The organism is Pseudomonas sp. S5F11 (assembly GCF_019641515.1).
GTDB lineage: Bacteria > Pseudomonadota > Gammaproteobacteria > Pseudomonadales > Pseudomonadaceae > Aquipseudomonas > Aquipseudomonas rhodesiae.
In genome coordinates, this window is record NZ_JAIFJZ010000001.1 from 1,731,394 (window position 1) to 1,752,113 (window position 20,720).

20 protein-coding genes are annotated in these 20,720 nt (G+C 47.7%); 1 reads left to right on the forward strand and 19 read right to left on the reverse strand.

Annotated elements, in window-relative coordinates:
• Window positions 1–85 precede the first annotated feature (85 nt).
• The 7 genes from K1567_RS07615 to K1567_RS07645 form a co-directional block, all read right to left on the reverse strand.
• On the reverse strand, window positions 86–487 hold the full coding sequence (locus K1567_RS07615; RefSeq protein ID WP_220698305.1) for a GtrA family protein: 402 nt from the start codon (window positions 485–487) through the stop codon (window positions 86–88).
• Entirely contained in the window at window positions 484–1,770 is a 1,287-nt protein-coding gene (locus K1567_RS07620) for an NAD(P)/FAD-dependent oxidoreductase (protein WP_220698306.1), read from the reverse strand. Before K1567_RS07620 ends, K1567_RS07615 begins: the two co-directional genes overlap by 4 nt.
• Window positions 1,771–1,772: 2 nt before the next feature.
• Complete coding sequence (locus tag K1567_RS07625) at window positions 1,773–2,705, reverse strand: NAD(P)-dependent oxidoreductase (RefSeq protein WP_220698307.1); 933 nt, start codon at window positions 2,703–2,705, stop codon at window positions 1,773–1,775.
• Entirely contained in the window at window positions 2,705–5,011 is a 2,307-nt protein-coding gene (locus tag K1567_RS07630; protein WP_220698308.1) for a hypothetical protein, read from the reverse strand. Before K1567_RS07630 ends, K1567_RS07625 begins: the two co-directional genes overlap by 1 nt.
• An 89-nt stretch (window positions 5,012–5,100) precedes the next feature.
• Window positions 5,101–5,841: an SDR family oxidoreductase gene (locus K1567_RS07635; RefSeq protein WP_220698309.1), complete on the reverse strand. Its 741-nt coding sequence runs from the start codon at window positions 5,839–5,841 to the stop codon at window positions 5,101–5,103.
• Window positions 5,838–7,148, reverse strand: a complete 1,311-nt coding sequence (locus K1567_RS07640; protein WP_220698310.1) for an FAD-binding oxidoreductase — start codon at window positions 7,146–7,148, stop codon at window positions 5,838–5,840. The genes K1567_RS07635 and K1567_RS07640 overlap by 4 nt, the downstream gene beginning before the upstream one ends.
• Window positions 7,145–8,515 (reverse strand): UbiA family prenyltransferase, encoded by a 1,371-nt coding sequence (locus tag K1567_RS07645; RefSeq protein WP_259445055.1) that lies wholly within the window; start codon window positions 8,513–8,515, stop codon window positions 7,145–7,147. Before K1567_RS07645 ends, K1567_RS07640 begins: the two co-directional genes overlap by 4 nt.
• A 256-nt stretch (window positions 8,516–8,771) precedes the next feature.
• Between K1567_RS07645 and K1567_RS07650 the strand changes: the two genes are divergently transcribed.
• On the forward strand, window positions 8,772–9,074 hold the full coding sequence (locus K1567_RS07650; RefSeq protein ID WP_040267329.1) for a transposase: 303 nt from the start codon (window positions 8,772–8,774) through the stop codon (window positions 9,072–9,074).
• A 285-nt stretch (window positions 9,075–9,359) separates the two neighbouring features.
• Here the strand turns inward: K1567_RS07650 and K1567_RS07655 are convergent, their stop codons facing one another.
• The 12 genes from K1567_RS07655 to K1567_RS07710 all read right to left on the reverse strand — a co-directional run bounded on the left by K1567_RS07655 (window position 9,360) and on the right by K1567_RS07710 (window position 20,453).
• Window positions 9,360–10,535, reverse strand: a complete 1,176-nt coding sequence (locus K1567_RS07655) for a DegT/DnrJ/EryC1/StrS aminotransferase family protein (protein WP_220698311.1) — start codon at window positions 10,533–10,535, stop codon at window positions 9,360–9,362.
• 52 nt (window positions 10,536–10,587) lie between these two features.
• Entirely contained in the window at window positions 10,588–11,610 is a 1,023-nt protein-coding gene (locus K1567_RS07660; protein WP_220698312.1) for a ketoacyl-ACP synthase III, read from the reverse strand.
• A 5-nt stretch (window positions 11,611–11,615) separates the two neighbouring features.
• The gene (locus K1567_RS07665; RefSeq protein ID WP_220698313.1) at window positions 11,616–12,281 is read right to left on the reverse strand and encodes an acetyltransferase; all 666 of its coding nucleotides are present in this window, start codon (window positions 12,279–12,281) and stop codon (window positions 11,616–11,618) included.
• A complete protein-coding gene (locus K1567_RS07670; protein ID WP_220698314.1) occupies window positions 12,278–13,039 on the reverse strand; it encodes an SDR family NAD(P)-dependent oxidoreductase in 762 nt (253 codons plus the stop codon). Before K1567_RS07670 ends, K1567_RS07665 begins: the two co-directional genes overlap by 4 nt.
• Window positions 13,036–14,121 (reverse strand): ketoacyl-ACP synthase III, encoded by a 1,086-nt coding sequence (locus K1567_RS07675; protein WP_220698315.1) that lies wholly within the window; start codon window positions 14,119–14,121, stop codon window positions 13,036–13,038. The genes K1567_RS07670 and K1567_RS07675 overlap by 4 nt, the downstream gene beginning before the upstream one ends.
• Window positions 14,122–14,413: 292 nt before the next feature.
• Window positions 14,414–14,617, reverse strand: coding sequence for an acyl carrier protein (locus tag K1567_RS07680; RefSeq protein ID WP_220698316.1), 204 nt, complete (start codon window positions 14,615–14,617; stop codon window positions 14,414–14,416).
• A gap of 24 nt (window positions 14,618–14,641) precedes the next feature.
• Window positions 14,642–15,238: a sugar transferase gene (locus K1567_RS07685; protein WP_220698317.1), complete on the reverse strand. Its 597-nt coding sequence runs from the start codon at window positions 15,236–15,238 to the stop codon at window positions 14,642–14,644.
• A 121-nt stretch (window positions 15,239–15,359) separates the two neighbouring features.
• Window positions 15,360–16,262 carry a glycosyltransferase gene (locus K1567_RS07690; protein ID WP_220698318.1) on the reverse strand — a complete coding sequence of 301 codons (903 nt, stop codon included), beginning with the start codon at window positions 16,260–16,262 and terminating at the stop codon, window positions 15,360–15,362.
• Window positions 16,259–17,041: a glycosyltransferase gene (locus K1567_RS07695; protein WP_220698319.1), complete on the reverse strand. Its 783-nt coding sequence runs from the start codon at window positions 17,039–17,041 to the stop codon at window positions 16,259–16,261. Before K1567_RS07695 ends, K1567_RS07690 begins: the two co-directional genes overlap by 4 nt.
• Window positions 17,038–18,207, reverse strand: coding sequence for an O-antigen polymerase (locus K1567_RS07700; protein WP_220698320.1), 1,170 nt, complete (start codon window positions 18,205–18,207; stop codon window positions 17,038–17,040). Before K1567_RS07700 ends, K1567_RS07695 begins: the two co-directional genes overlap by 4 nt.
• A complete protein-coding gene (locus K1567_RS07705) occupies window positions 18,180–19,508 on the reverse strand; it encodes a flippase (protein ID WP_220698321.1) in 1,329 nt (442 codons plus the stop codon). Before K1567_RS07705 ends, K1567_RS07700 begins: the two co-directional genes overlap by 28 nt.
• A 627-nt stretch (window positions 19,509–20,135) precedes the next feature.
• Entirely contained in the window at window positions 20,136–20,453 is a 318-nt protein-coding gene (locus K1567_RS07710; protein WP_220698322.1) for a hypothetical protein, read from the reverse strand.
• Window positions 20,454–20,720 lie beyond the last annotated feature (267 nt).

Sequence of the window (20,720 nt, forward strand, 5' to 3'; positions counted from 1 at the left end):
GCTTCAATAAAGGCCTTGCCCCCTGCCCATCGGCAACGGAGGTGGCATTCCAGTGCTGTGACTGACGTCCCACACGTACGTACTTTCAGCGAAACGACCAACGCTTATGGCCTAAATAACTGGTAAATACAGGAACAATTACACCTACGCCATGAGCAATCTCTGCGACGAAATGGCTAATTCCTAAGCCCGGGAGTATATAAAAAGCTAAGACCATGCTAATTATCCAAGTCTGGAAGACAGCAACAACGTTTACCAACACGAAAAAAATTAGGGAACGATGCAGCGATTGCCTGCCATTTTTAAAAACAAGCAGTTTGGCAAGTATAAATGCAGTGATCATACCGGTGAGGTACGCTAGGATAACGGCACCGGAAAACCCTATCCATTGATTATAGAAAATCCTCGAACCAAAATTGATTACTGCCGATGTTCCGCCGGTGAGCAGGAAGACAAAAAACTGACGGGATATGAACTGATGAATCACAGAACCGCGTCCCGAGCAATTTTTCGACCAAAATCAATACTTTCCGATATGCCACGATCTTCCGGGTAATAATAAGACGTGTCCGCAACCCATAGCCCCTCTACAGGAAGAGATACCGGGGGAAGACGGCCTAGATAGCCCGGATCACAAATTGGCTGAGCATAACGATAACGGCTAGCACGCAACTCAAGAAAGTCGTCATCAGTCAATATTGTATTGATCTTTTTTAGATAACGCTTAACCTTTTCAATAAATACTTGGTCCGGCTCTGCAAATTTTGGGTGCTCTGACGGTACATAAAACGGTACATAAACTATATGCTGATCCAACGGGCGCAAATTGCTATATTCAACCAATCCAGGAATATCCATGTCTGGATCATTGGTGTTTAACCAAAAATTTTCGCTGAGTGGTTTGCGTAGCTTTACAATCACACACACTACAGCCACATTTTTCAAACTTTTAAAACGCTGAAGAATGTCAGCAGGCAAATCAGGTATAACCTGTGGCACATACGGTAAAGGAATAGTACTGATCACCTTATCGAAGTACTCGACTTGCCCATTCAACTCAACGCCTTGGACCCTGTCTCCGTCTATCAGAACCTTGGTAACTGGCGACTTCAGTCGCACTTCACCGCCATTAGTCTCAATATCCCGCTTAATCGCTTGCAGCAGAGTTTCCGATCCCCCCTCCAGATAGCCCAGCTTTTCACGAAATAGGCTGTAGCGCGAACGTCCGATACGACGAATTCGACTCCAGATCCAGGCGGCAGAAAGATTATCGGTGTAATCATAAAATTTGTAATCAAACAGGCGGCGCCACAATACCTCCCAGGCCTCTGCTCCAACCCAACGCTGGATCCAGCCCGTTGCTTCAACACCGTCCAGCGGTTTCCAATCGTTACGTTTTGTGCAAAGAAAAGCGTGCAAACCGTAACGAAACTTAGCGACCAGGCTCAACCCTCTGAACTTCAACAACGCAATAGGATTTCCCCAAGGTTGGAGGCGATTCTGGAACCAGTAGCCCATCTTGGTTTCAACCCAGCGCATTTGGTCCGATAAGCTCAACTCATCCAGCATGGTGAGAAACGCATGATCCGAAATACAATGGAAATGATAGTAACGCTCGATACTTAATCCCGAGAAATCGAAGGCCGCAGTCATGCCGCCCACACGATCATCGGCTTCGAAGATGACTGGGGCATGCCCATCACGCGCCAATTGGTAGGCGACGGCAAGCCCCATTGGCCCTGCGCCTAATACTGCAATTCGTTGTCTCATGCTTAAAACTCCAAAACCACTTTGCCATACGTTGGATCGTTAAATGTCTCATCCACCGCGTCAGCAAATGGGGTATAGGGCACATCGAAAATCCCGGGCCAGTCAATCACCTCAAACTCATCCTTGGCGCTCAACGCCGTTAATTGTTGAGTCGTGAACGGCGGGTTCTTGTCAAACAGAGACCAAGTCCAGATGAGCCCATAGAATAATGTGTACGGGATACGCACAATCGGAGTACTCGCATTCGTCGCCTTTTTTATGACGTGAATCATATCGATATAATCGATTTTTTCGTGCCCGGAGATATTGTAAATACCTTTTTGGATATTCTTCTCGATGCAGCTAATGATGACATTGCTGAAATCGCCAACATATAAGGGCTGCCTCATATAGCGCCCATGACCTGGGATGGGGAACACAGGCACTTTTTTCATGAAGCGCGACAACCACCCTAGGTGCTTACGATCAAACCAGCCAAACATTAACGTAGGACGCAGAATGGGGCACGGAACACCACTGTCCAACACCATTTTTTCCTGATCTTTTTTGGTCCGCGTATAGAAGTCATCCGCGACAGACTCAACAACCGAAGAACTGATATGTATTAGGTTAGGAACATTATTGACTTTAATTGCGTCGAGAATCAAAGAGGTGGCATCAATGTTGTTGCGCACGAACTCCTGATAATCAAGCCCACCGATCTGCGCCTGCAGCATGACCACCACATCAGCCCGTTTGAAATGTCTTTGCCAGTCACCAGGCTCTGCCAAATCGGCAAATTCTACAACGATGTCAGAATGAACCTGCTTGAGTATTTCGATATTTTGCCTGTGTTTGTCTAAGACAATGATGTTGCTATAACCCTTGGCCTTCAACCTCGCGACAAGGTTTTGTCCAACTAAGCCGGCGCCGCCGGGAAGAATTATCTTTTTCATTAGTTTACCTGGTCGTTGATCGTTGCGGAAATTAGATACTCTGGACAAACTTCAACACGCCCATTTCGCCTCATCGCCAGCTGCAAACTATATAGACCTTGCAAAGCTTCCGTATCGAATTCGATAGAATACCCTGCATACTCTAGATTCGGCTGTTTAAATGCGTTTGCCACATCAATGCGAGATTTGACCTTAGCTTTCACAAACGTATTCTTTCCCGCTTTATCGCTCAACACAATATAAACAGCCTCAGACGGGAGCCCTTCGCTTACAGAGGATGCAAGCCAGCCGGAAACACTCATTAAGCGATGCAATTGCATTTCAGGTAAGGGATTTACACCATTAATCACATCAATTGAGCCATCACACTTCTGAGCGTTAACAATCGGCAACTTGCCAGCATCATTATCAACTGAATCAAATCCAAAAAATTCAACAGGATCTATTTTCTGCGCCACCTCCAACTCATCAAATTGAAGAGAATACCTAGATTGCCAAGAAAAATCCGAAGACTGTGCCTGATAAACCCTAATTGACTTAACTCTTTTACCAGCTGAAAAATCAGCATCTCCGTAAAGCAGACTAAAATCAAAAGTATCTTCAACCAGTGGAGAAATCACTACTCCTGATTTCAGCATTCCGGATACAACCCTATAAGTCCGTTCTTCTCCTGAGTTCAAGACTATAGCAATACGCAACTCTGCCGGCTTAAATAAAATACTAGCCAGGCGACCAAGTAGCGTAGGCTCTACATCAATCTTCGCGACCAAGACCTTATCAATTAATGGAACAGCAACAACTTCATCTAGTTGGTGCTCAGCGGGCTTTCCACGAGTACTGATAACAGAATACTTATCTGCACCATTCTTTTGCAATTGCAGGTACTCCGGAAGGCGCCTAACAGGATGATACTCAGTCAAAAGTGTAGGCCAGCTTGCGCCATCATCCATCGACGGCAGTCGTCCATCGATAGGTTCCACCCTGAAAAAGATATTATCTGGAGCATCCTTGCCAAGTAAATATTGAATATTTTTTTCCGCAAGACTGCGGGTATAAGCTGAGTACCCCTGAAAAATAGGACGTGGGGCCCAAGTATTTCCAGAGAATATCAAAGGTGCCTGATTGAACGAATAGATATCACTACGTCCCTTCAAGAGGGGTAAATCAGTGACACTTTTATAATACGCGACATGACCATCGAAATCCGCTCTAGGCCAGGTTTTATCCGAAATGCGCCTATCAATTCCAACTACCGCAGATACCAGCGTCACATTCACCAAATTACTTACTGTAGGCAGACTCAGACCAACATGACGATTAAACACTAGCCCTGCGGTGAATAGAGAGAAGACTAACGCGACCACTGTAAACTTCCCTTTGCCAAAAGCCAACAGAGAAATCCCTCCCAATAGTATGGCTATAGCTGCCGCTACAGCATGCGCATCGTGTCGTACAAACCCAGCTTTGAAAGATACAAATAAAAACAGAGAGAAAACGCCAGGCAAAAATAAATCTATTACCGAAAACGATACTTTATTTTGACCGAAGAAACTTGCAAAAACTACTAATAAAGCCCCTGCTACATATATAATCACCTCATGACTTTCCCCAGGAATAGCCATAGCCTCCGTATAACCCGAAGCAATAGGAACCATATTAGCAAAATAACGGGGAAGATCACTGATAGCTTGTCCTGATGCGACCCAAAAAATGATAATTGACACAACCGGAGTCATTACGGACAACAGCGCCAATCTACCTTCTCGACAAAAAACAAACATCATCAAGCAGGCTATAACCATTGCCACGCTAAGTATCAACACACTTCCCTTAATAACAGGAATCAACCCCAACGCCGCGAATGCTACTACAAAAACAAGTAACGTCCTTGGTAATAATGGGACGCCCACCGCTCGATTATTTATAATCTTATAAGACACTAGCGCAGCCAGGAACGGTACAAACAAAAGCAACGCATCACGTGAATAAGCTGCGAAGAGTAGAGCCACGCACAGCGACAGCAGTAAGCCAGGCCGACCCTTAACTAAAAAAATTATACTTAACCAACAAGAGACCGACAGGAGCACACTACCGGCCAACATCATGGCATCTGTTGCTGGATGATAGGCTCTTGTGTAAATAGACGCATAAGGTCCGAAGGTAAAAATCACATCAGTGCCAATACGTAGCCCTTGCGAAACAGCCTGATTCATGCCAAGCACCCATGATGGGTCAAGGCCAACAGACGGCATGACGGGACTAAAAGGTACAAATACGCACAATGAAACCAACAACAATAAAAACATACATGTTAATTCCAACCATTTTCCCCCATCGAAAAAAACTGTCGGGAGACGCGTTTCCTTACTCGTACGCACTTTCCACCTCATTACAATTAAATATTTATTTTCTTGAATATAACTACAGGAATTGATCTTATAATGATCATGATAAAACGCCAAAAGCCCGGGACGTATATCGTATTTTTCTTCTTATTTATACCTTCTACGATTAGCTTCGCTACCTGTTCTGGTTTAGCAACTAATGCCGTTGGCAGTGCCAACCCCTGAGTCATCGGTGTATCAACAAAACCAGGTTTTATAGTAATAACATGCACGCCCACTTTGAACATTCGCGCTCGCAACCCTTCGCAGAATGTGGAAACAGCAGCCTTAGCAGTACCGTAAAGATAGTTGGACGGCCTGCCACGATCCCCAGCAACAGACGAAATGACGGCCAACGTGCCGCATCGCTGGGTTTCAAATCGATTGGCGAGAAGGGTGAGTAAAGCGATCACTGAAGTGCCGTTGTTGGCCAGCTCTACCAGCGCAGTGCCGACGTCCTGCTCACACGCTTTTTGATCTGGCAGCGTTCCGTGGGCGATCAGCACAATATCAATTTGTCGCATCATTGCCGTGCAGCTTTCAAGCATTACAGCGTGCGCAGCGAAGTCAGCCGCTTCCATGCAATGCACATTAACGGCAGTGGCACCTCTTGCCGTGAGGTCTGCGGCGCATTGCTCTAACTTTTCGGCATTGCGCCCTACCAAGAAAAACTGACTACTTTCTTCTGCCCATATGCGTGCGCAGGCGGAGGCAATCGCCGAGGTCGCGCCGATAATCAATACTCTTTTCATTCGGTAACTCGTTTCCAAAAATGGGAATTCAAGGATGGATCTCGCAGCGCTTCCAACTGTTCCCAAGCGGGGTAGGCACGACGGAAGTCCACACCGCTCATATGTGCATCCTTGGCCGGATATAATCGTCCTCCCGCCTCGTGGACAATACGATCCAAATACAGGAATAATGGGAGCAAACCCTGCTTTTGAGGAAAGTCCAGCGCCAGCGAGGTTCCCGGCAACGGGAACGACAATAGACCGGGTGACTCAATATCACCGCAACGTTTGAGAACAGCCAGAAACGATCCTTGCCCGGCATCGGCGATAGCCCCTAGGATCTCACGCATCGCCACTTCGGCAGCACTATCTGGAATCACGCACTGATATTGTTGAAACCCGCGAGGACCGTACACGCGATTCCATTGCAAGATGCGATCCAAAGGGTAAAAGAATGGCTCGTAACCGCTGCGGACTTGTTTGCGTTGACTTGGATGGGCGTGCCAGTAGGTGTGATTGAATGCACGCAACGAAAGGTTATTGATTAAAGACAATGGGGGGATCAGGGGCACATTTAGCTTGTTGCGCTTATCAACGTTCAATGCGCCATACCCGGCATGGTCTCCCACAATGAACACACCGCGCCCAATACTCTCGCCTTTGGCGAGGCAATCGATCCAGGCAACACTGTATTCATGCCGGTGGTCCAACTCCGCCGATAGCGAAAAGAACTCCTTCAAATTGTCAAATCTCACCACTGTGCTGTTGATCTGGCTAGCGCAGATAGGGATAAGTTGTATGCAGGCCCATGTAATCACACCTGTAAGTCCCAGCCCTCCGATAGTCGCACCGTATAGGTGAGCATTCTCAGTGGCACTGCATGTCCATACTTCACGGTCGCGTAAAAGCCCAAAACCAAGAACATGTCGGCCAAAGGTACCGCGTAGATGATGGTTCTTCCCATGAACGTCATTAGCAATGGCACCGCCAAGGGTCGCGAATTGTGTTCCAGGTGTAACAGACAAGAACCAACCTTGCGGAATAGCTAACGTAAGGATTTCCGCCAACGTTACCCCAGCTTCGGCGCAGACAGTACCTAATTGCCAATCGACCTTGATAAACCGATCCAGTGAACGCATTTGCAAGACGTGGTTGCTAGTTGAAAGGCAGCTATCTCCGTAACTACGCCCATTGCCATAAGGCAGAGTGCTCGTATGCGATTTACTTACCTCCGCGAGTAAATCCGGTAAATCGTCACGCCAACTTGCAGCATGTCCTCGCTGCGGTTTATCTGGATAACGGCCCCACGAGTATAATGATTCGCTCACGAGGCCACCCAAAATACCAGCCCAAATAACGCCCCCACAACCAAGCTCACGCGATCACGAATGGCAAATACCACAGGATCATCGTGCATTTGCCCTCGATGAGTCAGCATCCACACACGGGTCACCCAGAAAAGCAGTAATGGACATGCCAACCAAATCACCTGCGGGTGCGCATAAAGAGCTGCCGTTTCCTGATCATGGATATAGAGTGCCAATACCATCACGGCCAAATAGCCAGAGGAAGCCCCCAGCGAAGAGATCATCTCAAGGTCAGCCGGGTAATAACCACGCCCACGAGTTTTTTCCATTATCCCTTTAATTCGCGCATCGTGGAGTTCAGCATAACGTTTAACTAGTGCAAGGCTTAAAAACATAAACATCGAAAAGGCCAATACCCAAAATGTCAATGCTAGCTCGAAGGCCGCCGCGCCTGCGATAATTCTTATTGTATAAAGCGCAGCCAAGGCAATGACATCTACGGCCATGCGCCGTTTCAGCAACAAGGAATACAGTAAGGTGAGCACATAATAACCCACGAGCGTAGCACCAAACTCCCAGGGCAGTAACAAAGCGGATCCGCCAAATGCGATTACCAGCAATAGAGGAACTAAAAGCAATCCGGACTTTATGGATAACTTACCTGAAGCAAACGGTCTACGTCTTTTGGAATGATGGTGGCGATCATCCGCTAAATCGAGCAAGTCATTCAACAGATAGACGCTGGAAGCGCAGAGCCCAAAAAATAGAAATGCTAAAGTACCCTGCCATACGAGTGTCAGGTTTGTGAGTTGGTGTGCCGCCAGCAAGGGTACGAAGATAAGTGCGTTTTTCATCCATTGATGGAGGCGCAAAGCCTTGAGCCAGTCTTTGTAATTGGAAGAGTTAGAAACTATAACCTGCTCGACATTTCCGAAGGCCTTTGCGCGCAGTTCTACCCCAGCGTCAGGATTTACCACATAGGCTTTACGTGAAGCCGCCCACACCGAAAGATCATCCAGTGAGTTGCCGACGTAATCGAATCCGCCCTCGCCGTAAAGCTCAACGAGCAGGTCACGCTTGCGTTCGGCTGACAGATTACGGTTTGCGTCCGTCGCCAGTACCCGGTCAAATAGCTTCAGGTGCCCGGCTATTTGATCGGCCAACGAATGATGTGTTGCAGTCGCCAGGATGATCGTTCGTCCAGTCTGGCGCTCGACTTCAATTAACTCTATAACGGCAGGGTCGTAAGGCAAAAGGCTGACATCTATTTCGGAGTTCTGCGCCAGACCTTGCTTGAGCGACGTTTTGCCCTGAAGAAACCATTTCAAGGGACGGATGAAATTTGCCGGTTGACTGCGCATAAACGCCATGCCGGTTTCCATCAACATATCCGAACGCAGTAAGGTTCCGTCGAGATCAACGACAAGGGGGGGAATGGGTGAGATCACGATAACTCTTTCCTGAGTACTAGCCAAAACATGTCGACTCTAATAAGTGAGCCCACAGCAGCTATATGAAATGGAAACCGTATGGTTTCCGTGTGCGCGGAAACTAACACGATGGGCAGGGTATGTGAACTGGCCTAATGATTTTGGACGCTTCAATCGGGAACTATGATGACGCCCAAATCTGAGGTGTTTGGATATGCGTAAATCTTATTCGAGTGAGTTCAAGCTCAAGGCTGCCAGCATGGTGCTGGACGAAGGCCAGCCGGTTACCGAGGTGTGTGCCAGTTTGGATATAGGCCCTACCGCCTTGCGTCGTTGGGTCGATCAGGTACGCAAAGAGCGTTTGGGCTCGACGCCGGTAGGCGCCAAGGCGATTACCGCCGACCAGCGAGAAATTCAGAGGCTCAAAGCCCTGCTCAGGGAGAAAGACCTGGACATCGAAATCCTAAAAAAGGCCAGTGCTCTCCTGCTTTTGGACGCCAAAGATCATTCACGCTGATCGATGAGCTGGACGAGCAGTACGGCGTTAATCGGTGTTGCCGGGCGTTCGGCGTCAACCGCAGCAGCTTTTACGCTTGGCGTCAGCGCCAAGGTAAGGCTAACCCTCAGCGAGAGCAGCTTAAAGCCGCGCTGGTCAAGCAATGTCCTACCAATAGGGCAGTTTTCAACCGCGAAATTCGCCTGAAACCTCACCCCACTGCCCCCAGGCAACCAACGTCGAACAAGCTCCATAAAGACCTAGAGGTTCATGTGCAATGCACCTGAATGAGCGTTACATTTAGATTCAACGTGAAGCTTCAGCCATCACTTCAGAAAGAATCTGACAAGTCTTTTCGATTTCGGCTACAGAAAGCGTCGGATGGACCATGAACATCAAACTGCTTTCGCCCAGCTCTTTTGCTGTTGGAAGAGGATGAGCAGGCCGCATATTTGTGTTATCGAAAGCTTTTTCAAGATAAACCTCCGAGCAAGACCCAGAAAAGCAAGGCACACCCAATTCATTAATCCGCGCCATGATTCTGTCTCTATTCCACTCGGTTTTCAGTTGCCGGGCCTCCACAAAGACGTAGCATTTGTAAGCCGCATGCACCAAACCTTCGGGGATTTTAGGCACCCGCAAACCTGGGAGCTCTGACGCCACTTCCCAGATGCGCTGCGCATTGATCAAGCGCGCAGAATGCCAAGCCGCCATGTGTCGCAATTGGATACGGCCAATCACGCCTTGAATTTCAAGCATGCGCCAGTTAGTCCCAAAGCTTTCATGCAGCCAACGGAAACCTGGTGGATGCTGGCGCTCATACACAGCTTCCCAACTCTTGCCGTGGTCTTTGTAGGCCCACATATCAGCCCATAAATCGCGACTGTTGGTGGTAACCATCCCGCCCTCCCCGCCGGTCGTCATAATCTTGTCCTGACAAAAGGACCACGCTCCGATGTCCCCGATGGAACCTAACGGGCGCCCCTTATAGTGTGCACCGTGGGCTTGTGCGCAGTCTTCAATAACCCTCAAATCATGTTCGCCAGCCAGAGCCATGATCGGGTCCATATCACAGGGCCACCCAGCCAGATGAACACACAGTATTGCACGGGTTTTGGGCGTAATAACGTCAGTAATGGTGCGTGCCGTGATATTCTGCGAATCACGGTCTACATCTGCAAAAATCGGGACCGCGCCAGCATTGACGATAGATGAGACGGAAGCAAGAAAAGTGCGAGATGTGACAATAACCTCGTCGCCCTCACCTATTCCCAGTGCGTGTAACGCAAGGTCGAGAGCTACCGTCCCATTCGCTAATGCAATGGCAAACTCGGTGCCGGCAAACACAGCAAATTCTTTTTCAAATTCACGGCACTCTTTGCCGGTCCAATAGTTGACTTTATTGGAGAGAATTACGTCTCGAACTGCGTTAGCTTCCTCGTCGGAAAAGCAGGGCCAAGGCGCGAAAGGAGTGTTCAGCAAAGCAAAGACCCTCAGAGATTGACTTGAGCGGCGATGAGCGCCGATGGAAAAATTACCATTTTATAATGCAGCCTGCCCATGAGTAACCGACCCCGAATCCTATAGCGGCAATTGTACGCCCCTCAGCAAGCGTGCCTTTACTCAAGCATTCCTTCAACGCGATTGGAATTGTCGACGAAACGGTGTTACCGCAATGTTCAAACTCGGTAATAAATTTTTCTTGGGGCAACTTCAGACGTCGGCGAAGTGCATCAAGCATAAACTTGTTAGCTTGGTGAAAAACAAAAAAATCTACGTTTTCAACTCTCAAGTCTTCATCGAAGATCGTGGCGAACAACTCCGGCACCCTGGTCATCGAAAACTCGAATATCGCGGGCCCGTTCATATATAAATTAGAGTCGGTACGTACGTTACCGCTCTCGTCCGTATGAAGCACCGGGGCTGGATTGAGTTCAGCGGGGCAGCGAGCTCCACCGATCGGCACAATCAGATTTTTTGCCCCGGATCCATCCGTGCCGTAGCGAAACCGATCCAGAAATGGACCATTGGCGGAATCACTCGCCTGTATAAGGGTGGCGGCGGCTGCATCACCAAACAACGTCCGAACGCTCTTATCACCAGGATTGATGTAACGGCTGTAGGTCTCAGCAGTCACAAGCAACACGTTACTCGCCTGGCCTGACTCGATCAGCCCTTTTGCCAACCCAAGGCCGTAGATGAAACCAGAGCAGCCTTGGTTGTAATCGAAAGCACCGCACTGGGTAGTCAACCCTAAGCGATCCTGCAGGATACACGCGGTCGCCGGCAGGAAATAATCCGGGCTTTGGCTGCATAAGATAATAAAGTCGATAGATGAGCGTGGGACGTCTACGCTGGTTAGCAATTTCTCACAGGCACTAAACGCCAAATCAGAAGCCGTTTCTTCAGCCGCAACAATATGACGCTCATTGATCCCTGTCTTGCCGAAAATCTTTGCAACGTCCCACTCAGGATAATCCCGTGAAAGGTCTTCATTCGAAAGCGTTTGAGAGGGCAAAACATACTCAATCGCTGTAACTCTCGCGTACTTCATCATATGGACTACCTAGAAATGCGTTTTGCAGGGACGCCAAAGACTGTGGTACCCGGCTGAACTTTACGTACAACAAGGCTGCTTGCGCCTATCACTGCATACTCTCCGACGGTGACATTGGGGACGACCGCCGCATGAGATCCCATGAAGACGCCTTCCTCCAGTACGACGCCACCCGTCACATCGCAATGCCCGCTCAAAGTGCAAAAACGAGAGATTTTTGCATCGTGACCAACCGTACAGGTCGCGTTAATCGTCACAAATTCCCCAATGCTGATATCCGCCGATAGCATTGACAATGGACACACAACAGTGCCCCGCCCCAGACGCACATTGGTGCCCATCACTACAGTCGGGTGAACCATACTCAAAAATTGGGCACCCTTATCGAGCATCCGCCCAACCACCTTCTTCTTAACTTTCGGATTTGCAATCGCACACACAACGAACGTGTTAGGTACTGAGACGAAATCTTCAATCGATGAAAGCACCGGTGGCATGTTGGCAAACGCATCCATCGCCGAAGCGTTGTCGTCGATAAACCCTGCAACTTTCCAGCAATGGGTTTGGGTTTGCTGGCCGTCTCCCCGCGCGATCCAATCCAGCAACCAGGCATGCACCTCTCTGCCAAACCCACCCGCGCCCAAGATAACGATATTCTTCTGCACAATCATGCCAGGTACCCGCCATCTACGACCAGCGAAATGCCTGTCACCCATCGGGCTGCGGGCGACAGTAGATAATTTACGGCATAGGCAACATCGGAAGGATTACCAATGCCAAGCGGGTGCTTTTCCCTAATCACTTGCATCGAGTCTTCCCCGACAAGGTTCTGCAAACTCTCCACCATTTCGGTCTGAACGACGCCTGGCGCCACACAGTTGACGCGTATGCCCTCTCTGGCAAGTTCGAGCGCCGCAGCACGGGCCATTGATTCGACGGCACCTTTACTTGCGCAATATCCCAAAAGCGCTGGCTCTCCTGCCCTGGCCATTACTGAAGAAATCAACACGATACTTGAATCGGGCAGGCAAACGCCCTTCTGCCGAAACGCCTTGATCAAAGAGAAACCTGACGACACGTTAGTCGACATAATTTTTTCCCAATGATTCAGGCTCGTTGCCCGGATTGGCATCGGCATCTGGACACCGGCGGCGTGCACCAACCCATCAAAGGGGCAGGAACTGCGGACCAACTCTTTCATCCAGCGCGAAATGTCCTCGTCGCCCAAGAAATCTATGACCGCCGTTTGATGGCCCTTGCCTTCCAATGCCTGAGCGGTAGCAGCAAGCCGGTCCTCATCGCGAGCTACGAGTGTCAATACAGCGCCTTGTCGACTTAACCAGTTAGCAACCTCTCGACCAATCCCAGAGGAGGCACCCGTGACTAAAATATGTTTAGCATCTAGAGAGAATGGATTAAACGAACTCACTGCACGGCTCCCATTTTTAGGTCTGGCATCACTACCAACGGACTAATATGGACGCCATCAAAATTCGCAATACACCCTGCCCAAGAATATCCGACCCCAAAGCCCGCGAGCATGTACTGCCCGCTGACAGGCAGCGAGTGATCGCGTTGATCAATTACGAGCGCGAGAGGAATAGATGCGCAACTGGTATTACCGACGCTCTTGACATCAAGCACAACTTTAGCCCTGTCGAGCTTCATGCGCTTGACCAGATGATCAAGCATAAATTTGTTCGCCTGATGGAATACGTACTTATCCACTCCATCAGCACCACGTTCAATGCTTTCGTGCAAAACGGCTACAAGTGCGGGGACCCTAGCCAGCGTGAATGCAAAAATTTCCGCCCCGTTCATATATAGATCGAAAGCGGAACGCACATCGGGGTCTTGGACATCACTGGTATAACCTGAGCGATCACGGAACGCACCACCAGGGACAATCAGGTTTGGTGAGCCACGTCCGTCAGTGCCCAGAACAAAAGGAATGGCTGGCGCGCCAAGCTCATAATCCAACAACGTGGCCGAGCCTGCATCTCCGAACAATGCCGCTACAGAGCGATCATCTCCAGAAGTAATTTTACTTATGGTATCGCCCACCAATAGCAATGCCCGCTTGCTGCCACCTCCCGAAAGCAATGAGGCTGCCATCCAGAGACCATATACATAACCCGAGCAGCCCATGGCAATATCGAACGCCGCCGTAGTTATCGGTAACCCCAGACGTTGCTGGAGAACACAAGCTGTGGCGGGCAGCGTGTAGTCATGAGTCTGGGAAACAAATATCAGCGTATCAATTGAAGCTCTATCCACCTGCATATCACTGATCAGTCGCTCAGCAGCAGCAAAACATAGGTCAGAGGAGCACTCATCAGTGACCACATGACGACGTTCCACGCCTGTGCTCATCATTATCTTGTTCACGCTCTCCTGTCCGAACTTTTCGCAAAGATCAGACACCTCGCTAACCCTTGGTGGCACAGCGCAGGCGACTCCTTTCACACTTACGTCCCTTACCAGGCGAACGTTGCTATCGGCTTTGAGCATTTATTGAATCTCCACTGCGCCCGAAAAAAGCATTATACAAAATCTCAACAGCTCCTTGCGTATGACGTGCCTGCGAAGACTCTCCGGGGCGCCCCACCCTGAAAGCGGCTGAGCAATGCAATTATCGAACAACTCAGAACACCAAAATAATCATTTTGCAATTTAGTCATACCACACTATAAAAATCTACGAACCATGCAATTAAATTGCCCCGAAAGATAAACTAACGGGGCAATATTCTGATTCTATATATTCTATATATTCTATATATACGACTCTAAAGGAATCCAGATCAATCAACTAACTCGACGACATCGTCTACTGTCTCACACTTATTCAACAGGTCCGCCGACACTCTCTTATCAAGGTGCTCATCAACCAGCGCCATGAATGTTACTACTGCAATAGAATCCCATTCGAGCGCCTGACCGAGAGCAATGGAACCTTCTTCCACCTCCATCGCCTCTTCAATCAAACGCAAAACTTTATCAGCCATTATCCAATCTCCGGTGTGTGTTAATTACTTTTCTTGTGACCCTTTGAAAGCTTCCATCGTGGCATGATTTTCATGCGAGATGCTGTCGCGGATCAGGACTTTCTTGACCGTGACCAACAGAATTTTTAAGTCCAAGATAAACGAACGGTTATCAACATACCAAATATCAAGCTTAAATTTTTCTTCCCACTCAAGACTGTTCCGCCCGTTGATTTGAGCCCAACCGGTAACACCGGGTTTGACCTCATGACGACGATATTGTTCTGAGTTGTACAACGGTAAATATTGCATGAGGAGCGGACGAGGCCCCACTAGGCTCATGTCCCCCTTAAAGACGTTCCACAACTCAGGGAGCTCATCAAGACTGCTGGACCGAAGGAAACAACCAAACGGGGTCATTCGCTCCGAATCTGGAAGTGGATTCCCCTGATCATCGGTGGCATCACGCATGGTCCGAAATTTTATCATATCAAACGGCTTACCGTGGATGCCCGGCCTTACCTGACGGAAAAACACCGGGGAACCAAGGTTTCTACGGATCAGAAAAGCAACGATCAAGATAACGGGCGCCAGCAGGATCAAGCCAACGCCAGAGGCAAAAACATCAAACAAACGCTTCATGACAACACCCTGACAATTACATCATTACAGAATTCAAGAAAAGATCAGCAAGCCTACACCGTAAATCTGCCCAGCCTATTTCTACATCTCACCGCTGAGCGGCGTTTCTATCTCCGTCATATCAAAATACGAACGTTAGCAACAGGACTACCATCAGAATGCGAGCATTTTTTTCCCGACGGAACTCACCGGCCTTAAGCGCCAGGCGCACTCGGCTCATAACTGAACAGCTTTTGATCAGGCTCACGATATCTTTCGCTGATGCTTCAGCGCCGGATTTTTCGGCTATCCAAAGGATATTGTCACGATACCAGCCATTGCGGATCAATCCGAGTTTACTTTTTAAGCCAGCAAAGGCACTCATGGCACCATAAACATTGGAGGCATGCTGCCGATAGAAAATATAGGCATTTTGATCAAACGCCCATCGGATATTACTAACCCGGCAGATTGCATAAATTAACCAATCATGAGACCGGCCTTTGTAGGATCGGATCCCAGATGTCATCTGCTTGACGCACTCAAACGCTGCACGAGTCAAGACATATGTACATCCTGCTGAAGCACCTTGAAACAAATAATCAAACTTTTTTTGCGACTGCCCCTTGTCCATGAATCGCGAGCGCTTTAGGCGGTTATCGTAAGAGATCAAATTAGAGGAATAAGCGCCTGCTCCCTCCTTTTCGATTAGCCTGATCGCAGCCTCAAGCTTGTCAGGAGACCACACGTCATCTTGATCAGCTAAAGCAACATAATCGAAATCCGAGAATGGACATTGCTGAATAAGCTCAAAAAAGTTGCCCGCCGCGGACCCCGTACTTACTCCCTGGTTATCCAAAATGGATATGTTCGAATGGTGTTCCTGAAACAACCGGATTATCGAGTACGTCGCATCAGTCGAACCGTCGTCTCGCACAAAAAGATGCCAGTTTCCATGTGTTTGAGAGACAATAGATTGAAGTTGCTGCTTCAAAAACGCCTCACCATTGTAAGTCGCCATCAAAATAATTACCTTGCCGCTCATTTACTCCTCCTGCTCACCCAGCGCATCAACAATGATAAAAAACAAAATATATCTAAAATTCGCGAACGGAGAACAATTGCCAACTTGCGGCGCTTAGCGGGAGATGCATTGGAAGAATGCCGACGGTAATATATTTTGTTTTCGTTTAAAAAGTGGATCTGCCCACTCATTAGGGCACAACAACCGAGCCACCAGTCATGCATAGAAATTCGGTGAGCGAACGGCAGCGCCAACCTCAGTACTCTTCGACGAACTCCCATGCAACAACCAATAAATTCATTCTTATACAGCTGGGAGAACAAGCTAAATCTCGGCGTGTAACCCTGGGGATAAAAGCAGGTACTGGTTCGGTCCGCAAATGCAAGAATCTCCGCATTTACTACGACTGCGGATACCTGCTCGTAGCCCGCGAATATCGCAAGTGAAGAAGACACACGACCTGACAACCAGACGTCGTCTTGATCCGAAAGAAAGATAATTTCATTGGCCGCTTTAGAAAGCGCCGATTCGAAAGTCTTAATAACACCGAGGTTTCGCTGATTAAAAAATATCTTTACGCGCTTATCTTTAACCATATAAGAAAGTAATATTTCGCACGTTGCGTCTTTAGAGCAATCGTCAACCACTACAAGCTCATCCCCCTCACGCAACTCTAACAATATCGAATCAATTTGTTCGCGCAAGTACAACTCGCCGTTATAGGTTGCCATACAAACAGACACACTTAATGCCTCGAACTTGCTGTCGTGCCGCTTACCTGATGTTACAGAAACACTCATTGCTCATATTCCACTTGAATAACGCGCCCCATAAGCCCACGAATCAAATCCAGCATCCAAGCAAAAAATGCCAAAATCAAAAAGACCGGTAAACCTCTCAAAAACTGATCATCAAAAATCGACATGGCCGTTGCATAAACAGTGAACCCTGCAATCACTTGCCATAAGAATCTTCCTGTTCGGACAAAGAGCATGCAAGCAACCGTGGATAGGAGGCCGTACATTCCAAAAAAAATAAAAACACCTGTTCCTCCAAAATCATGATAAGGAGGAAATATAGACGTAAACACATTGAGCGTCCCAGGAGTCTCTACAAAATCGAAATAAGACGGCGGCATTTCCATCTGCATTGAAAAGAAACCCTGAATAAATCGCGGCACCGTCAACAAAGTATCGTAGTGTGGACTATCATATTTTACGTAATAATTAAGGCCTGATACTCCACCAAAAAAATAAACCTCAACATGCCGAACAAGCACATCCGCCACAGAGTCTTCCCCAGGAAGATGATCTTTCATCAGCCACGCAAGGGCTAGAAACAGAACTATAAAACCAATCAACGAAATAAATATAAAACGAAGCGGATTCTTACCTTGCAAAAGAACCCTGAGCAAGATAATAGCCATACCTATTAGCAATAGAGTACGAGAAAAACAAGCAATACAAAGTAAAAAATAAACCAATACCCAAAAAAGACTCAACTTGTTCTTAACTTCATAATTTAGAGATATTACGAAAAGTAGTGCACAGGCCAAGCCGTTCATCAGCACAGCCAAGACTCTTGGCGCAACTTCCCCCTGCGTCCATTCATCTATAGCTTGATTTCGCAGCTCAGAAACACTATGCCCAAGCGCTACGGGGATTACCAAATTATCGAGTACAACCCACATCGCTAAAATAAAACACGTTGATTTAAAATAAAAAAAACTTCTTCCCAACCTGAAATCCGGCCGCCATAACGCGCCTCGCTTAAACACTACGACAATCACCGCGCCGAGCGCATAGCTAGCCAAGGCTAAAGAGACCATCCACCAGGTGGCCGAAAGAATAGGGTTAAACACTGAAGTACCTATAACTTCGTAGTAAACCCACTGCCCCCCCCACACTAGCAGCAAAACACTCAATGGTGAAAACGTGACTAGCCAAGTATTTTTCTTACGGCCCATTGCAGCAATACCCAATCAATTAAAACCCTAAAAACCCACACTACTGCAGCCCCCTCAACCCCATAACTCAGGGTAGCCCAAATACAAGCTGGCACATATAGAATAAACTCTACAAGGTGAAACTTGGCAGGCACTTCTGGCATCCCCTTGGAATGCAAAAAGAAAAAAGGCAATTGTGCAATAGAATTCATAAACAACGCAAACGAAAATAGCGCAAAAATATTTTTATATTCATCGAGGTTACGCCCGAGCCAAAGCTCAGCCATAAACTTAGAGAAAACCCAAAACATAGTATAAAACACAATCATCACGACAGTTGACAGAGTATTATAACGCCGATAATTACTTTTTAACGTTTCGCCATTTTCCTTGGCAAATCGTGGTAATAGGGCGGATGCAAACGAAGCAGAAAATAGAACGGTACGGCCCATCATCTCTTGGAGCACAGCGTACATACCCACCATTTGAGCGCCCAACACAGTGGAGATAATGAACCTATCACCATACATCATCAACGGACTGATAATTGAGGATAGCAGCGCCCAGGCACCATATGAAAGTAGCGCTTTTCTATGCGTAGGAAAAACCGCCTTCTCGCGGGATGAGTCATATTGCCAGCTTCTCTGAACGGCGTACCAACACCAAAATGACGTGACTAGTCGGACCATAAAAAATGATACAGCTATCGCATATAAGGAATGAACATTGTAAAAAGCAAGACAGGCTGGCGCTATAAAAAATACAGACCCCGTCACACTTTTTATGACTGCGACGTCTTTAAAGTCACCCAGGCCTTCAAGCACTCCCCTCAGTCCGTTCCCCATGGCTGTTAGTGGGATTATAAGAGCTGTAATCCACAGCGCCCAAAGCGCTTCGTTATACATGTCCAAGTTGTTACCGAGCAGTTTCCTTACTGTTAGATCTGAAGCAGCCATAACCAACAGCATTCCGATCAAACCAGCAACACCAACAACTTGCATACCCGCCTTGACTGCTGGGGCCAAGGGATCGGGACTAACTGGATCATTGGAGCGCGTCGCAAAATAAGTAAGCGCTCGAGAAACACCTAAATCAAAAATCCCAAAATAACCTATCAGCGCCCACATTATAGTCATAAAACCGAAACGTTCAGCGCCTAATTCTCGAGTAAGATAGGGTATAAAAATCAGCGCTGCCAGAATCGGAACAATGTTCCCGAGCAGATTATATATGGTGTCATTCCTAACATTTAGTTCCAGCCTCATTTTCCCTTCCCAAACAGCTAAAGCTTTAGCAACTAATTTTAAATATATATGACTCACGAACGGTTCACGCCAACTAAAGCTTTTTACAAAAAATATAAACTATTTTTCTCATAATGATTAACCATCTCTAGGACATTGCTGTTTGCGCCACTACCAAAAAATATAATCATAACCAATAGATACCTAAAAAGAGCCATAGCATCCTCAGTTTCGAGTGTAGACGCCGACTAACAGCAAACCACCCGATGGACAACACCCTCGCCGTAATAGAATCCGCCTCCAAGCAGCCCCCAAAAAAAGTTGCGGAGAAATGTAGACTCCTTCCTGCCAATGAAGATGATACACCAATTGATTGGTCCCACACCCCTACATCTGGATTCCTCTCTCTTGAGAAGCGAGGAGCTATAGTAGTACGGAATGCTATGAAACAGCCCGAAAAACCACATTTTTTGAATGGACTAGGGTGATTGCTGGAGGGAAGTCAGCCCCTCCTGCCTGCAAGAATCTTCTGACGTAAACCATGACAGATTATACAAGCGTCACTCTGTGGGCGAATAGACAGCCTGCCGGAATAGCCCATACGGAAGCCTCCAGTTAATCCCAACATCGATAGATTCGATCCGCGAAAATTCAAGTGTACTGACTACGTCCTAAGCATCTTTTTTGGATTTTTTGCCGTCCCACTTAAGCATTTACTAGAGAACGACCATGGGAGGGCAGTGCGACGATATCAGGCTTTACTTTAATAGAGTTCAAAAGGAAAGCAAACTTAGCGAGAACGATAACGACTGCAAGAATCTGCCACCCCAAAAAAATACCAGACATCACCAAAAACACACGATTCGGGCTATAAGGCTTCAAGGACTTTAAGATCTGCTGATCGTCACACGCTAATTTCATATTAGTTACATCAATACTAAAGCTGCTCAAACGCGCAATCCCTGCGCGCAGCGGCTGTACATAGCCAAGAAGAACATCTTCATTTATACACGGTGCCAGCACTTCAACCTCGCGATTGACCGCCAGTATCCGAAGTTCTTGGACAACCTGTGCAATTTGAGACCCGGTGAAATCATCTGATCTACGCTGATACCGGCTGCAAGCTCTGCTTAAAGCGCCTCCGTATCCATAAAAAAATACAGCAGGGCTTGCAAGTTGCTTATTTCTGTTCGCATAATACTGGCAGTACTTGCATTCACCTGCTTACCGAGCGAGGCTGGCCTAGCCGGCTTTTGTATGCCCAAAGATTTAGCAATACTTATAAATTCT

What these genes read in the sequence shown, in the direction of transcription:
- K1567_RS07685 (WP_220698317.1), bottom strand. Translation starts at nt 15,238, where the DNA reads ATGAAGCGTTTGTTTGATGTTTTTGCCTCTGGCGTTGGCTTGATCCTG.
- K1567_RS07630 (WP_220698308.1), bottom strand. Translation starts at nt 5,011, where the DNA reads ATGTTTTTATTGTTGTTGGTTTCATTGTGCGTATTTGTACCTTTTAGT.
- K1567_RS07650 (WP_040267329.1), top strand. Translation starts at nt 8,772, where the DNA reads ATGCGTAAATCTTATTCGAGTGAGTTCAAGCTCAAGGCTGCCAGCATG.
- K1567_RS07675 (WP_220698315.1), bottom strand. Translation starts at nt 14,121, where the DNA reads ATGCTCAAAGCCGATAGCAACGTTCGCCTGGTAAGGGACGTAAGTGTG.
- K1567_RS07635 (WP_220698309.1), bottom strand. Translation starts at nt 5,841, where the DNA reads ATGAAAAGAGTATTGATTATCGGCGCGACCTCGGCGATTGCCTCCGCC.
- K1567_RS07695 (WP_220698319.1), bottom strand. Translation starts at nt 17,041, where the DNA reads ATGAGTGTTTCTGTAACATCAGGTAAGCGGCACGACAGCAAGTTCGAG.
- K1567_RS07700 (WP_220698320.1), bottom strand. Translation starts at nt 18,207, where the DNA reads ATGGGCCGTAAGAAAAATACTTGGCTAGTCACGTTTTCACCATTGAGT.
- K1567_RS07680 (WP_220698316.1), bottom strand. Translation starts at nt 14,617, where the DNA reads ATGGCTGATAAAGTTTTGCGTTTGATTGAAGAGGCGATGGAGGTGGAA.
- K1567_RS07645 (WP_259445055.1), bottom strand. Translation starts at nt 8,515, where the DNA reads ATGTTGATGGAAACCGGCATGGCGTTTATGCGCAGTCAACCGGCAAAT.
- K1567_RS07660 (WP_220698312.1), bottom strand. Translation starts at nt 11,610, where the DNA reads ATGATGAAGTACGCGAGAGTTACAGCGATTGAGTATGTTTTGCCCTCT.
- K1567_RS07625 (WP_220698307.1), bottom strand. Translation starts at nt 2,705, where the DNA reads ATGAAAAAGATAATTCTTCCCGGCGGCGCCGGCTTAGTTGGACAAAAC.
- K1567_RS07620 (WP_220698306.1), bottom strand. Translation starts at nt 1,770, where the DNA reads ATGAGACAACGAATTGCAGTATTAGGCGCAGGGCCAATGGGGCTTGCC.
- K1567_RS07690 (WP_220698318.1), bottom strand. Translation starts at nt 16,262, where the DNA reads ATGAGCGGCAAGGTAATTATTTTGATGGCGACTTACAATGGTGAGGCG.
- K1567_RS07665 (WP_220698313.1), bottom strand. Translation starts at nt 12,281, where the DNA reads ATGATTGTGCAGAAGAATATCGTTATCTTGGGCGCGGGTGGGTTTGGC.